This window comes from Deinococcus grandis, from assembly GCF_001485435.1.
Classification (GTDB): Bacteria; Deinococcota; Deinococci; order Deinococcales; family Deinococcaceae; genus Deinococcus; species Deinococcus grandis.
This window is the reverse complement of record NZ_BCMS01000001.1, coordinates 2,697,955-2,712,571: the sequence shown is the minus strand read 5'-3', so window position 1 is coordinate 2,712,571 and position 14,617 is coordinate 2,697,955. Positions and strand designations below refer to the sequence as shown.

The window sequence follows — 14,617 nt, the reverse complement described above, 5'->3', positions numbered from 1 at the left end:
CAGCCCCCATCCCCAGGGGGGACGGGGGGGCTTCCGTTGCACTAGGCAAGAGTTTTGACTGGCGCGGCGGAGTTGCTGTGGGCGGTGACGGGTCCGGCCTCGACGCCATCTCTTGCCCCCGTCGCTTGCCCGCGCGCTGCGCGCACGACGGCCGGGGGCAGTCAGCGGTTAGCTGTCGTGGAGGACACTTCGCGCCGCTGATCGACTGTTCTCGCTTCAGCAGAAGCATGTGTCCAAGGCTCCCCTTTGACTCGCAGAGCCCGCAGGGAGGGGAGCTGTCGCCGTAGGTGACTGAGGGGTCCTGCGAAGCAGCTGTGTTGCCCTTCCCGCTGCGTAGCAGCCTCCTTTCCCACTTCCCACAACCCACTCCCCACTTCCCTTTTACAGCGGCGCGTCGTCGGCGAAGTTCGGTGCGCGTTTTTCGCGGAGGCTGCTGAGGCCTTCGCGGACGTCGGGGCCGGTGAAGCCGAGGAATTCCAGCGCGAGGGATGCGTCGAAGGTGGGTCCGGCTTGTCTGAGCCAGTTGTTGAGGGCGTACTTGGTCCAGCGGGTGGCGGTGGGGCTGCCGCTGGCGAGTTGCCGGGCGACCTTCCAGGCGCGGTCCAGGAGTTCGTCGTCGGGGACGGTGAGGCTGACGAGGCCGATGCGTTCGGCTTCGATGCCGCTGACGGGTTCGCCGGTCATGAGGTGGTACTTGGCTTTGTTGAGGCCGCACAGGAGGGGCCAGATGATCGCGGCGTGGTCCCCGGCGGCGACGCCCAGGCGGACGTGGCCGTCGAGGAGGCGGGCGGTGTGTGCGGTGATGCTGACGTCGGTGAGCAGGGCGACGGCGAGTCCGGCGCCGACGCAGGGGCCGTGGATGGCGCTGACGATGGGTTTGCTGCAGTTGATGACGTTGTAGACGAGGTCGCGGGCTTCTTTCCAGACGCGGGTGAGGGCGGTGAAGTCGCTGCTCATCTCCTCGATCAGGGTGAAGTCGCCGCCGCTGCTGAACCCGCGTCCGTCGCCGCGTACGAGGACGCAGCGGATGCCTGGGGTGTCGTCGATGTCGCGCCACACGCGGGTCAGGGCGCGGTGCGCGTCGGCGTTGACGCTGTTCAAGGTCTTGTCGCTGCGGATGACGACTTCGAGGATGCCGCCGTCGTGCAGCTGGAGGGTCAGGCCGGGGTACGCGCCGGGCGCGGTGAGTTGAGCTGTGGTCATGCGGGCAGGGTAGCGGCTGGGCCGGTCTGGGCGCGCGGTGGTGTCCGGTGGGGTGGGATGCGGGGTTCATGTGGTGGGGGGGAGTGCGCCCCCGGGGTGGTCAAATCAGGCAGCGGGGCGGGGTGTGGTGTGCCTACGCTGGGGCATGACGCGTGCGTGGTGGGTGGTGGGGCTGGTGTCGGCGGTGCTGGTGGGGTGCGGGGGTGGGGGCGCGCCGGATGCCGAGCGGGTGGAGGACGGGCCGGTGACGGTGATGGTGGAGGACGGGTTCTACGGCGTGAACTTCTCGTATACGACGTCGGCGTCGTTCACGCCGCTCCGGGCGCCGTTGCCGGGCTTTGCGCAGTCCCAGGCGGAGCGGGAGATGCTGGCGGCCATCAATGCGGAGCGGGCGCGCGGTGGGGTGTGTCCGAGCGGGGTGTTCCCGGCGGCGGCGCAGCTGAAGTTCGAGGGTCACCTGCACAAGGCGGCGACGCAGTACGGGCAGGAACTGGCGGCGTCCGGGCGGCTGGAACTGCCGCACCGCAGCCGGGTGGACAACCGGGTGCCGTCGCAGCGGATGGTGGACGCCGGGTACCGGCCGGTGCCGCCCGCGAACGTGAAGTGGGTGTTCGAAGAGAGCCTCGCGGCCGGTGAGGGCTTCACGGACCCTGCCGAGGTGATCGCGGCGTGGAAGGGCAGCCCGTCGCACTGCCGGGCGCTGTTCGAGAACATCGGGAACGGCGCGGTGGCGCGGGTGGACGGCGCGGCCGGGACGTTCTGGGTGCTGAACATCGCGGGCTGGGAGAACGAGTAGGTTCCGCCCGGATGGTGAACGGGAGGCCCGCACGTCATGTCCGTGCGGGCCTCCCGGGTTGGATCGTCAGTTCTTGAGTTTCGCGGTGACCTCGACGAGGCGCCGGGCCTGGTGGGCGATGGTGGCGAGGTCCTCGCCCGTGAGGGGCTGGCCGTTCGCGGTGACGCTGGCGCCGTAGGGGTTGCCGCCGGACGCGAAGATGGCGGGGTCGGTGTACCCGGGCGCGACGATGATCGAGCCCCAGTGCATGGCGGTGATGTACAGGGTCTGGAGGGTGGTTTCCTGGCCGCCGTTGGGGTTCTGGGCGCTGGTCATGGCGCTGAAGGTCTTGTCGGCGAGTTTCCCGGTGCCCCACAGGCCGCCGAGCGTGTCGATGAAGGCGCGCATCTGGCTGGCGGCGCCGCCGAAGCGGGTGGGGGCGCTGAACAGGTAGGCGTCGGCCCATTCGAGGTCGGCGGGGGTGGCGGTGGGCACGTCGGCGGTGCGTTCCTGCTGGGCCTTCCAGGCGTCCTGCGTGTCGATGACGGCCTGCGGGGCGGTCTCGGGGACTTTCAGCACGCGGACCTCGGCGCCGGCGGCGCGGGCGGCCTCGGCGGCGGCGTGGGCCATGGCGTGGTTGGTGCCGTAGGTGGAGTAGTAGACGATGGCCAGTTTGACGGGGTTGGGTGTGGTCATGGGGGCAGCGTAAGCCTGACCGGGCGTTCATTCAATATTGAAGTATTTAGACTGCATTGAGCGAATTCTCATCCAGTGAAGGGGAGGGGCACCCGGCGCAGCGTCACTGCCGGGTGCCCCTCTCTCTCCAACGGTCAGACGCGGATGGTCACGCGCGCACCGTCGTCCTCCAGGTGCACCGTGTCGATGAAGCGCACCACACGCGTCGCGTAGCCCATCACCAGCGTGTGCGTGCGCGCCCCGCCACCGAAGCGCCGCACGCCGCTGAGCAGTTCGCCGTACGTGATCCCGGTCGCGCTGAACACCATCTGCTTGCCGGGGGCCAGGTCGTTGGTCTTGTAGACCCTGTTCTCGTCCACGCCCATCGCCCTGAAGCGCTCGCTCATGGCGTCGTCCTCCGCGATGAAGCGGCCCTGGATCTCCGCGCCCAGGCACTTCATGGCCGCCGCCGACAGCACCCCCTCGGGCGCGCCGCCCGACCCCATCAGCGCGTGCACGCCCGTGCCGCGCACGCCCACCTGCAGGCTGGCGACCACGTCCCCGTCCCCGATCAGTTTCACGCGCGCCCCGGCGGCCCGCACGCGGCGGATCAGGTCCGCGTGCCGCTCGCGGTCCAGGATCGTGATCATCAGGTCGTCCACGTCGCGTTCCAGGCTCTGCGCCAGGACGTTCAGGTTCGCCTCGACCGGCCAGTCCAGGTTCACCTTCCCGGCGGCGGGGGGCGGCACGACCAGCTTGTCCATGTAGCAGTCCGGCGCGTGCATCAGCCCGCCCCGCTCGGACAGGGCGATCACGGCCAGTCCGTTCGGGAGGCCCTTGGCGGTCACGCTGGTGCCCTCGACCGGGTCCACGGCGATGTCCACCTCGTACTGGCCCTGCCCGACCTTCTCGCCGATGTACAGCATGGGGGCCTCGTCCATCTCGCCCTCGCCGATCACGACCGTCCCGCGGATATCCAGGCTGTTCAGCAGTTCGCGCATGGCCTCGGTGCCCGCGCCGTCCACGGCGTTCTTGTCGCCCATGCCCATCCAGCGGCTGGCAGCCAGGGCGGCGCCCTCGGTCACCCGGGCCGTTTCCAGGACCAGGGCGTGCTCGAAGTGGTTGGTGTCCACGCGGCTCTCCGCGCCTTGCTTCCGCTTGACCGTCATGCCGTTAACGTAACACGCACACGTGAAAAACCACTTCCGGGAGCGGTTCCAGTGGGTGATTGGTGTGTCACTCCGGGGGGGAATCCGGCCGGGTCAGCGCAGCACACCCGCCCACACCAGCAGCACCCACAGCACCACCGGGATCGCCAGCGAGCCGACGATCAGCTTCAGCAGCCGCCACCAGTCGTTCAGGAACTCCTTCACGCCCTCCAGGGTAGCAGCCGCCCGCCCGCGCGACCGGGTGCGCCTTCACGCTGTCTTGCCCCTGGGCCGCCGCGCCGGGGCGCAGTCCGTACACTGGCGGGTATGACCCTCAGCCCCCTGGCCGGTAAACGCGCGCCGCAGAGCCTGCTGACGAACATCCCCCGACTGGTCGCCCACTACTACGAGACCCGCCCGGACATGCATGATCCCCTGCAGCGCGTCGCGTTCGGGACCAGCGGGCACCGCGGCACCAGCATCAGCGGCAGCTTCAACGAGTCGCACATCCTGGCGGTCACGCAGGCCGTCGCCGAGCACCGCGCCGCCGCCGGGATCCGGGGGCCGCTGTTCATGGGCCTGGACACCCACGCGCTGTCCGAACCCGCCTGGATGACCGCGCTGCAGGTCCTCGTCGCCAACGGCGTGCAGGTGCGCGCGCAGGCGGGCTCGTTCACGCCCACGCCGCTGATCAGTCACGCGATCCTCGAACACAACCGCCCCGGTCGCGAGGGGAAACCCGACCACGACTGGGCCGACGGGATCGTCATCACGCCCAGCCACAACCCCCCGCAGGACGGCGGCTTCAAGTACAACCCCCCCTCCGGCGGCCCGGCCGACACCGACGTGACGGGCGCCGTGCAGGCCCGCGCGAACGCCATCCTGGAGAACGAGCTGCGCGACGTGCAGCGCGTCTCGCTCGAGGACGCCCTGGCGGGCCTGACGGACTTCGACTTCATCACCCCCTACGTGTCGCAGCTGGGCACGGTCGTGAACCTGGACGCCATCCGCCAGAGCGGCGTGCGGATCGGGGTGGACCCGCTGGGCGGCAGCAGCCTCCCGGTGTGGCAGGCCATCCAGGCGCAGCACGGCCTGAACCTGCAGATCGTGAACGAGGACATCGACCCGCGCTTCGCGTTCATGAGCGTCGACCGCGACGGGAAGATCCGCATGGACTGCTCCAGCCCGTACGCCATGGCGGGCCTGCTGTCCCTGAAAGGCGACTTCGACGTGGCGATCGGCAACGACCCGGACGCCGACCGGCACGGCATCGTGACCCGCGCGGGCCTGATGAACCCCAACCATTACCTGGCGGTCATGATCGAGTACCTGTTCAGCCACCGCCCGGGCTGGCGCGCGGACGCCGCGATCGGCAAGACGCTGGTCAGCAGCGCCCTGATCGACCGGGTGGGCGCCGGCATCGGGCGGCGCGTCGTGGAGGTCCCGGTCGGCTTCAAGTACTTCGTGGAGGGTCTGCTGGACGGCTCGTTCGGCTTCGGGGGAGAGGAGAGCGCCGGGGCGAGCTTCCTGAGACTGGACGGCACGCCCTGGAGCACCGACAAGGACGGCCTGATCCCCGGCCTGCTGGCCGCCGAGATGACCGCCGTGACCGGCAAGACGCCCGGCGAACGCTTCGCGGACCTCACCGCCCGCTACGGCGAGACCGCCTACGACCGCCAGGACGCCCCCGCCGACGCCGCACAGAAGAAGATCCTGTCCAGCCTCAGCCCCGAGCAGGTCACGGCCACCACGCTGGGCGGCGACCCCATCACCGCGAAACTCACCCGCGCGCCCGGCAACGGCGCGGGGATCGGCGGGCTGAAGGTCACCACCGACCAGGCGTGGTTCGCCGCGCGGCCCAGCGGCACCGAGGACGTGTACAAGATCTACGCCGAGAGCTTCCGCGGCGAAGGGCACCTGAGGCAGGTCATGGCGGAGGCCCGCGACGTCGTGAGCGCCGCCCTGACCGGGCCGTGACCGCGCCCCCCACCACCCGGCCCCGCTGACCCGGCCCGAGCTGCCGCCCCGACCACACCAGGCCGGGGCGGCATCTTCATGTGCCGTCATGAAACTCATGCCATAGACTGGACGGCACTCATACGGACTCCGGTTGAAAGATTTGCAAAACCTTTCAACCCGAGCGGAGCGAGCAGGAGAGAAACGGGTTCCGGGCGTGGAGTTGGCAACCCGGTGTCCTTCCGGGTTGTTAACGAAACAGACGGAATCCGTTTCACACAGCCGCCGCGCCCCCGCACCCCCCACCGGGCGGACGCGGCCCGCCCCATGCCGCGTCCTCATGAGTGCAAATGCGAAAAATTCCGCACCCTGACGCAGGAATCAGTAAGTTTTATGTGAGTTCGCATTGCCTATGTTTGGATATCGAAACTCCGGGCACCGACCCTGCCCGCGCCCCACAGGAGGAACACCGATGGAACATGAGATGCTGCACCACAACTGGATGGGTTCGTACATCCTCCTCTCGTACGCGATCGCCGTCGCCGCGTCCTACATGTCCCTGGAACTCGCCGGCCGCGCCGGTCGCGTCTTCAACAGCGCCTCCAGCCGCTTCTGGCTGATCGCGCAGGCCCTGGTCCTCGGCTACGGCATCTGGGCCATGCACTTCGTGGGCATGATGGCCTTCCAGGTGAACGCCGCCACCAGCCTGAACTACCCCATCACCGTCCTGTCCGGCCTGATCGCCGTGGCCTTCGTGTACCCCGCGCTGCTCGTGCTGCACAGCGGCGCGTTCACCCTGCGGCGCCTGGGCATCGCGGGCGCCATCGCCGGGACCGGCATCGTCGCCATGCACTACAGCGGCATGGCCGCCTACCGCATGCCCGGCACCGAACTGCAGATCAACGTCGTCGCGCTGATCGCCTCGGTCATCATCGCCGTGGGCGCCAGCATGGCCGCGCTGTTCCTGTTCCACACCCTGACCAGCGACTGGGCGCGCCGCCAGACCAAGATGCAGCTGAACCTCGTCAAGGTCGGCGCGGCCGCCGTCATGGGCGTCGCCATCACCGGCATGCACTACACCGGCATGGCCGCCCTGCAGTTCAAGGTCGTCGACGAGATGAAGCTCGGCATCGCCGCCGACGGCATCGACACCACGCTGCTCGCGCTGGTGATCGGCGTCGTGTCCTTCCTGCTGATGGGTCTGGCCGTCACCAGCGTGCTCATGGACGCCGGGCGCGGCGGTGACCTCGACGACCTCGACTTCGGCAGCGCCGCCGACTGAAGCGCCACCGACCGGCGCGCGGCCGACCCACCCTGACCGCGCGCCCGGCCGGACCGCACACCACGCCTCATCTCTCCCTCACGCCAGCGTCCGCTCGCGTATCCTCTGCACCCTGCGGCGCGCCACCCTCACGCACGCCCGGAAAGGAACCCCACCATGGCCCGAATCCTGATCGTTGACGACTCCCCCGCCGACCTGAAATTCATGGAAGCCGCGCTGAAAGGCACCGCCCACAGCGTCACCGCGCTGAACGACCCCGCCCAGGTGGAAACCGTGGCCGACCAGCTGCGCCCCGACCTGCTGCTCGTGGACGTCGTCATGCCCGGCCGCAACGGCTACGAGGTCGTGCGCGGCCTGCGCCGCCAGCCCGGCATGGAAGCCCTGAAGGTCGTGTTCGTGTCCAGCAAGGGCAACGAAACCGACGTGAAATGGGGCCTGCGCCAGGGCGCCGACGACTACATCGTCAAACCCTACACCCCCGAGCAGGTGCTCGGCGTCGTGAACCGGCTGATCGGCTGATGCCCGACGCGCTGCTCGTCCGCGTGCAGGACACCCGCCTCGCGCTGCCCCTCTCGGGCGAGCAGACCATCGCGGAGGTCGGCCCGCTCGCACCCCTCCCGCACGGCCAGCCGCTGCTGCGCGGCCTGACCACCCTGCAGGGCCGCGCCGTGCCGCTCCTCGACCTCGCGCCGCTGCTCGGCCACCCCGCCGCCACCTCCCAGCTGATGGTCCTGACCAGCCTCGAAGGTGAACGCGTCGCGCTGCTCGTCGACGAGATCTACGGCGTCAGCAGCCTGCCCACCCCCCCGCCCGGCACGGCCCTGCTGCTCGACGTGCCCGGCGGTCCCCTCCTGAACCCGGCCGCCCTGGCCCGCGACCTGCGCGACCACCTCGGCTGAGCGCACCCGCACCCCCCCGCCCCTCACCCGCTCCCCGTCCGGAGGCCCACCCATGCAAGGAACCGTCCCCGTCAACCGCGCGCAGCGCCGCGCCAACCGCAACACCAACGCCCAGCGTGTCGGCTGGCTGGGACAGCTGCGCGTGGGTCAGAAGCTCTCCCTGACCGCCTTCGCGTTCGCCATTCCCCTCACGGTGCTCGTCAGCACCCTGCTCGTGCAGCAGCAGAGCGACATCAGCTTCACGCAGCGCGAACTGAGCGGCCTGCAGCAGTTCGCCCCCCTGCGCGACATCAACTCGAACCTCGCGGGCTTCGTCACCACCGCGCTGCGCGGTGACCAGGCCGGCGCGCAGAAGGCCGCCGCCGGCGTGGACCGCGCCATCGACCAGCTCGAAGCGCAGGTCTCCCCCGAGTACCGCGAGCGCGTCCAGGCGCTGCGCCGCGACTGGAAGACCCTGCCCGACTCGATCGGCACGCAGCCTGACCTCGCCATCCTGCAGACGTACGCGCAGCTGCTCAACACCTACCAGCGCGAGCTGAGCGAGGACCTGCTCACCCAGTCCGGCCTGATGCTCGACCCGGTCGCCGGGTCCTTCCACACCATGGAAGCCACCCTGCGCATCCTGCCGCGCCTCTCCACCGGCATGAGCCTCGCCGCGCTCACCACCGAAGCCGGACGCCGCGAACCCGGCGACGACAGCGCCTACCTGAACGTGCTGCGCGACCTGAACGTCAGCCTGCAAGAAGCCCTGGCGTCCTACAACGCCAGCGTGGACCGCATCGTCCGCGCCGACCCCGACGGCGCCAAGGGCATGAGCGAGGCCGCGCAGAAACTCAGCGACGCCGTCACGCCCGCCCTGGCCGACCTGGGCGGCGCCATCGAGGCCGGCAACCTGAACGGCGTGGACCTCCAGGGCATCCAGAACGGCGCGCTGCTGCAGGTCGGCGCCGCCTTCAACACCGGCAGCGAGACCCTGGCCCGCCAGCTGCAGACGCGCGTGGACGACACCCAGCGCACCCGCCTGCTGTCCCTGATCGCGATCATCGCGGCGCTGATCGTCGCCTTCACGCTGCTGATCCGCCTGTCGCGCGCCATCGTCAAGCCGCTGGGCGAACTGACCCGCGCCAGCCGCGCCGTGTCCGGCGGGGACCTGAACGTCGTGGTGCCCGTCCAGACCCGCGACGAACTGGGCTACATGGCCCACACCTTCAACAACGCCACCACCCAGCTGCGCAGCAACGAAGAGAAGAACGCCGCCGAACGTGACGAGGCCGCCAAGCTCCAGAACAACATCGGCTCGTTCCTGGACGTCACCATGGACATCGCGGGCGGCGACCTGACCCGCCGCGGCGTCGTCACGGACGACGTGCTGGGGAACGTCGTCGACTCCATCAACCTGATGGTCGACGAGCTGGGGCAGGTGCTCGGGGAAGTGCAGAAGGCCTCCGTGTCCGTGACGGACGCCAGCCGCGACATGCTCTCCACCACCGACCAGATCGTGCAGGGCGCCGACACCACCACCCAGGAGACCCGCCGCGTGGCCGAACAGGTGCGCGCCGTGACCGACGGCTTCCGCGAGATGGCCGAAGCCGCCCAGCAGAGCGCCGAGTCCGCCCGCCAGGCACTGGAAGCGTCCCAGCAGGGCCGCGAGGCCGTGCTCGGGACGCTGGACGGCATGCAGAACATCCGCCGTGAGGTGCAGGGCGTGGCCCGGCGCATCAAGACCCTCGGGGAACGCTCGCTGGAAATTCAGGAAATCGTCGACACCATCTCCCGCCTGTCCAGCCAGACCAACCTGCTGGCACTGAACGCCTCCATCGAGGCGGCCGGTGCAGGCGCCGCCGGCAGCCGCTTCGCGATCGTCGCAGACGAAGTGCGTAAACTCGCGGACTCCTCCGCGCAGGCCACCGCGCGCATCGCCAGCCTGATCCGCACGGTGCAGCTGGAAATCACCGAGGTGGTCACCAGCGTGGAAGACAACACCCGCGAGGTAGAACAGGGCTACCGCGTCGCCGCCGTCGCCGGGGAACGCATCGAGCAGCTGGGCAAACTCGCCGCCGAATCCGCGCAGTTCGCCGAGCGCATCAACACGGCCACCACCGAACAGGTGCGCAGCGTCGAACAGGTGAGCGAGGCCGTGCAGCAGATCGGACAGGTCGCCGAGAACTCCAACGAGAGCGTCGAGCAGGGCCGCGCCGCCGCCCGCCGCCTGCAGCACCTCGCGCAGAACCTGCTGCAGAGCCTCTCGCGCTTCAAGATCCCCAGCTGAGCCATAAGGAGCCGATGTGACGTCCCTCACCTCCCCGGTCATGGACCCGGAACTGACCGCCACCTACCTGCAAGACGCCCGCAGCGTCGCCGCCGGACTGGAGGACGCCACCGTCGACCTGTGGGTCCCGGACGACCGCGCCCGCGCCCTGGACAGCCTGTGGGTCCTCAGCCACCGCCTGCACGGCACCGCCGGCCTGTACGGCCACCCGCAGACCGCCGCGCTCGCCGCGCTGCTCGAACGCCTCATGGAAGGCCGCGCGCACCTGAACACCGACGCGGCCGTTCCGGTCCTCACCGGGATCCTCGAGCGGGCCGGCACCTGCTTCGCGCAGGCCCTGAACCGCATCGAGCAGGGCAGCAGCGAGGGTGACGTGGGCCTGATGTTCGCCGACCTGGGCGGCCCCGCCCAGGTGACCGAACTGCTGCGCACCCAGCCGTTCGCGCTGCAGGCCCGGCAGGCCCGCAGCGAGACGCAGGAGGAACCGCCGTTCGCGGTCGTGAACGCCGCCATCTGGGAGGACTTCGGGCCCGAGGCGGCCGAACTGACCGCCACGCTGCGCGCCGGTCTGCACGCCGACACGCCCGACCTGACCGCCCTGTTCCGCGCCGCGCACACCCTGAAAGGCAGCAGCGCCATGGTGGGCCTCGCCGAGATGGCCGAGGTCGGGCACGCCATGGAAGACCTGCTGGGCGCCGCCCGCGAGGACGCCGTCACCCTGGACCGCGCCCTGCCGCTGATCGACGACGGCCTGAACGTCGTGGACCTCGTACTCGCCCACGCCGAGGGTCAGGTCCGCGAGGCCCCGCAGGCCCGCATCCAGGCCTACCGCGCCGCCGTGAGCGCCCTGCTGAGCGGTCAGGACCCGGCGACCCTGATCCCCGCTGCCGAGGCCGCCGCCACCCCCGTGCCGGAAGCGCGCCTGAGCGTCCGCGTGGACAGCGCCCGCCTGGACGGCATGCTCGACGACGTCGCCGGACTGGTCGCCGCGCGCGCCCGCCTGAACGGCCTGCTGCTGCGCCAGCAACAGGTCGCCCGCAGCCTCGACGCCGCGCACGAACGCGTGCAGCGCACCGTCCGTGACTTCGAGGAACGCTACCTGAACCCCAACCTGACCCCCGGCGGGGCCAGCGCCGGCGTGCCCCTGGACCGCCTGCCCGGCCAGGCCCGCCCCGGCACGGACCTGGGCCTGCAGGACCGCCTCGCGGACTTCGGGGCGCTGGAACTCGACAGTTACGACGACCTGAACATCCTCGCGCGCGCCGTGACCGAGCTGAGCGCCGACCTCGTGGAGGTCCGCGCGCAGACCGCGCAGGCCATCGGCGCCCTGGGCGACGAACTGACCGGCCTGGAAAAACTCACCCGTCAGCTGCGCGTGGAACTCAGCCGCGCCCGCCTCGTGCCCCTTGAGCGCGTCACCGCGCCCCTGCACCGCTGGGCGGGCCGCCGCGACGACCTGACACTGACCGTGCACGGCGAGGACAGCCTGATCGACGCGCAGTACGCCGCGCCGCTCGGGCAGGCGCTGCTGCACCTCCTGACGAACGCCGCCGTCCACGGCGCGCAGAGCCCCGATGAGCGCGCCGCGCACGGCAAGCCCGCGCTGCTGCAGGTCGGCGTGGACGCCCACGTCGCCGACGGCCACCTGCACGTCACCGTGCGCGACGACGGGCGGGGCCTGAACTACGACGCGCTGCGCCAGCGCGCCCTGCAGTCCGGGCACCTCAGCGCCGGGGAACTGAACGCCATGACCGACGCGCAGACCGCGCAACTGGTGTTCCTGCCCGGCCTGAGCACCGCCGCGCAGGTCACGCAGGAAGCCGGGCGCGGCGTCGGCATGGACGTCGTGCGCGAGGCCATCACCCGCCTGGGCGGCCGCGTCAGCATCAGCAGCGTCCCCGGAGAGGGCACCGCCACCACCCTGCACGTCCCGGTCGCGCAGCAGATCGCCGACGTGCTCGTCCTGCGCGCCGGTGCCCAGCGCGTCGCCGTGCTCGCCAGTCAGGTGCAGGGCATGACCGTCCTGGACGGCGACGCCCCGCACGGCAGTGTGGACCTCAGCGACCTGTGGGGCGAGGCGCCCGCCCAGACCCGCTACGTGGCCCGCCTGTCGGTCCCCGAAGCGGACGGCGGCACCCTGCATGTCATCGTGGACGAATTCCAGAGCATCGAGGAAATCGTGCTGCGTCCCGCCGGGAACCTCCTGAGCCCCCTGGAGTACCTGAGCGGCATGACCACCCTGAACGACGAGCACGGCCAGGCGTACCCGGTCGCCGTGCTGAACCCGGCCGGACTGCGCCGCGCCCGCGCCGCCCAGCGCACCGCGACCAGTGCCGCCACCCAGAGCGCCGGACGCATCCTGCTCGTCGACGACAGCCTCAGCGTGCGCCGCCACGTGGGCCGCAGCCTGGAACGCTTCGGGTACCAGGTCGCCACCGCCAGCGACGGCCAGGAAGCCCTGGAACGCCTGCTGGCCGGCGAGCAGGCCGACCTGCTCCTGAGCGACCTGGAAATGCCCCGCATGAACGGCTTCGAGCTGCTGCGCGCCGTGCGCTCCAGCCCCGCCCACGCGCAGCTGCCCGTCGTGATCATGACCACCCGCGCCGGGGAGAAACACCAGCAGCTGGCCATGGAACTCGGCGCGAACGACTACCTCGCCAAACCCGCCGAGGAACGCCTGCTGCACCGCCGCCTCGACGCCCTGATCGCCGCCGGGGTCCGCGCATGACCGCGGGCGACGGGGCCGCCTGCCTGGTGGTGTCCCCCCAGCTGTCGCGCGCCCTGTCGCACGCCGCGCTGATCGAAGCGGCCGGCTGGAGCGCCACCACCGCCACCGGCGGCCTGCACGCCCTGACGCAGATCGAACGCGAGAAACCGTACCTCGTGACCATCGACCCGCTGCTCGAGGACCTCAGCCCCGCCGACCTGCACGAGATCCTGCGGGACGACCCGGCCACCGCCGAGACCATCGTCCTGATTCCCGGCGCGCAGCGGCCTGCCCGCTACGGCGGCCCGTTCGACGTGACGGTCCCGGCCGGACTGACCGCGCCCGACGCGCTGGCCCTGGCGCTGCAGGTGCTGGGCGGCGCCACCGCCCCGCGCTGGCACGACCCGGAGAGCGCCGCGCTGAGCGGCGACCTGAGCACCCTGCCCCTGACCGAGATCCTGCTGTGCGCGCAGGAACTGCAACTCTCGGGCCTGCTGCTGATCCACGCGGCGCAGCCCGCCCACGTGGTCCTGCGCCGCGGGGAGATCATCGACGCGGAATGCGGCGACCGCACCGCCCAGCAGGCCGTCACGCATCTGCTCAGCAGCCGCCTGCCGGGCAGCTTCCGCTTTCACCTCATGTCCCCGGACCCGCTCGGCGCGTACCCTCGGGGAGTGACGGTCCCCACCGCCCGCCTGCTCATGGAGGCAGCCGTGCACGAGGACCACGCCCAAGCCGCTCCGCACCAATCCGCCCTGGAGGCCTCATGAACCCAGCTGACATCAACCCACCCATCACCGTTCTGGTCGTGGACGACTCCGTGAGCGTCCGCAAGGCCCTGGAACGCATCCTGGCCCCCCAGGGCTACCTGATCCGCATGGCCGACAGCGCCGAGAACGCCCTGGAGAGCCTCGAACCCCTGCCGGACCTCGTGCTGGCCGACATCCTGATGCCCGGCATGAGCGGCCTGGAGCTCACGCGGATCATGGGTGACCGCGGCCTGAACGTCCCCGTGATGCTCATGAGCGGCATCGTGGACGAGGTCACGCAGCGCGACGCGCAGACGGCCGGGGCGCGCGGCGTGCTGCGTAAACCCTTCACGCCCGCCGAACTGATGCCCACCATCGAACCGCAGGTCATGGCCGCCCTGGACGCCCGCGCGCAGCGGGACGGCGCCGCGCCCGCCGCCACGCCGCCCACGCCCGTCACGCCCATGCCCGCAGCGGCCGCGCCCGCGACGCCGATGGCGGCGCAGCCCGCGCCCGCCCCTGTCCAGCCCAGTGCCGCCCAGACAAGCGCCGCGCAGCCCGCTCCGTTCCAGCCCGCCCCCACCTTCACGCCCGCCCCGCCCGCGCACAGCGGCCCGCTGGCCGGACTGAACGCCGTACCCGGCGTGCTGGGCGCCACGCTGTACGACGCCGACGGTGAACGCCAGGACCAGTTCGGCCCGGACCTGCCCGAAAGCTTCGCCATGTACGCCCGCTTCATGGTGACGGCCGCCGCCACCGCCAGCCACCACCTGAACCGCGGGGACCTGGGCAGCATCCTGCTCAGCTACGCCGGTCAGACCCTGCTGCTCAGCCCCCACCGCGACGGGCAGCTCGTCACGCTGCTCGCCAGCAGCGACGCCGCGCCCGCCGCGCAGCGCTGGCAGGCCGCGCAGCACAACTGATACGGATTCCGTTTGTTTCGTTAACAGATCG

Annotated in this window: 12 protein-coding genes; 9 read left to right on the top strand and 3 right to left on the bottom strand. The window is 70.9% G+C overall.

The genetic code is table 11. The features are described 5' to 3' along the window. Positions 1-381: 381 nt before the first annotated feature. The gene (locus DEIGR_RS13120; protein ID WP_058977916.1) at positions 382-1,203 is read right to left on the bottom strand and encodes an enoyl-CoA hydratase/isomerase family protein; all 822 of its coding nucleotides are present in this window, start codon (positions 1,201-1,203) and stop codon (positions 382-384) included. A gap of 145 nt (positions 1,204-1,348) precedes the next feature. Here DEIGR_RS13120 and DEIGR_RS13115 point away from each other — a divergent pair, with 145 nt between their 5' ends. Next, the gene (locus tag DEIGR_RS13115; RefSeq protein WP_058977914.1) at positions 1,349-1,999 is read left to right on the top strand and encodes a CAP domain-containing protein; all 651 of its coding nucleotides are present in this window, start codon (positions 1,349-1,351) and stop codon (positions 1,997-1,999) included. Positions 2,000-2,065: 66 nt separating this feature from the next. Here the strand turns inward: DEIGR_RS13115 and wrbA are convergent, their stop codons facing one another. Together wrbA and glpX are read right to left on the bottom strand one after the other, a co-directional pair. Beyond that, positions 2,066-2,674 (bottom strand): NAD(P)H:quinone oxidoreductase, encoded by a 609-nt coding sequence (wrbA, locus tag DEIGR_RS13110; protein ID WP_058977912.1) that lies wholly within the window; start codon positions 2,672-2,674, stop codon positions 2,066-2,068. A 134-nt stretch (positions 2,675-2,808) separates the two neighbouring features. Next, positions 2,809-3,822: a class II fructose-bisphosphatase gene (glpX, locus tag DEIGR_RS13105; protein ID WP_058977910.1), complete on the bottom strand. Its 1,014-nt coding sequence runs from the start codon at positions 3,820-3,822 to the stop codon at positions 2,809-2,811. 306 nt (positions 3,823-4,128) lie between these two features. Between glpX and pgm the strand changes: the two genes are divergently transcribed. From pgm to DEIGR_RS13065, 8 genes are all read left to right on the top strand, one after another. Then, positions 4,129-5,778, top strand: a complete 1,650-nt coding sequence (gene pgm, locus DEIGR_RS13100; protein ID WP_058977908.1) for a phosphoglucomutase (alpha-D-glucose-1,6-bisphosphate-dependent) — start codon at positions 4,129-4,131, stop codon at positions 5,776-5,778. 451 nt (positions 5,779-6,229) lie between these two features. Then, the gene (locus tag DEIGR_RS13095) at positions 6,230-7,039 is read left to right on the top strand and encodes an MHYT domain-containing protein (protein WP_058977906.1); all 810 of its coding nucleotides are present in this window, start codon (positions 6,230-6,232) and stop codon (positions 7,037-7,039) included. A 156-nt stretch (positions 7,040-7,195) separates the two neighbouring features. Further along, positions 7,196-7,558, top strand: a complete 363-nt coding sequence (locus tag DEIGR_RS13090) for a response regulator (protein ID WP_058977905.1) — start codon at positions 7,196-7,198, stop codon at positions 7,556-7,558. Further along, positions 7,558-7,938, top strand: coding sequence for a chemotaxis protein CheW (locus DEIGR_RS13085; RefSeq protein ID WP_058977903.1), 381 nt, complete (start codon positions 7,558-7,560; stop codon positions 7,936-7,938). Before DEIGR_RS13090 ends, DEIGR_RS13085 begins: the two co-directional genes overlap by 1 nt. A 52-nt stretch (positions 7,939-7,990) precedes the next feature. After that, on the top strand, positions 7,991-10,207 hold the full coding sequence (locus DEIGR_RS13080; protein ID WP_058977901.1) for a methyl-accepting chemotaxis protein: 2,217 nt from the start codon (positions 7,991-7,993) through the stop codon (positions 10,205-10,207). Positions 10,208-10,223: 16 nt separating this feature from the next. Next, on the top strand, positions 10,224-12,935 hold the full coding sequence (locus tag DEIGR_RS13075; RefSeq protein ID WP_153013741.1) for a hybrid sensor histidine kinase/response regulator: 2,712 nt from the start codon (positions 10,224-10,226) through the stop codon (positions 12,933-12,935). Then, positions 12,932-13,684: a DUF4388 domain-containing protein gene (locus DEIGR_RS13070; RefSeq protein ID WP_058977897.1), complete on the top strand. Its 753-nt coding sequence runs from the start codon at positions 12,932-12,934 to the stop codon at positions 13,682-13,684. The genes DEIGR_RS13075 and DEIGR_RS13070 overlap by 4 nt, the downstream gene beginning before the upstream one ends. After that, positions 13,681-14,586 (top strand): response regulator, encoded by a 906-nt coding sequence (locus DEIGR_RS13065; RefSeq protein ID WP_058977895.1) that lies wholly within the window; start codon positions 13,681-13,683, stop codon positions 14,584-14,586. The genes DEIGR_RS13070 and DEIGR_RS13065 overlap by 4 nt, the downstream gene beginning before the upstream one ends. Positions 14,587-14,617: the final 31 nt, after the last annotated feature.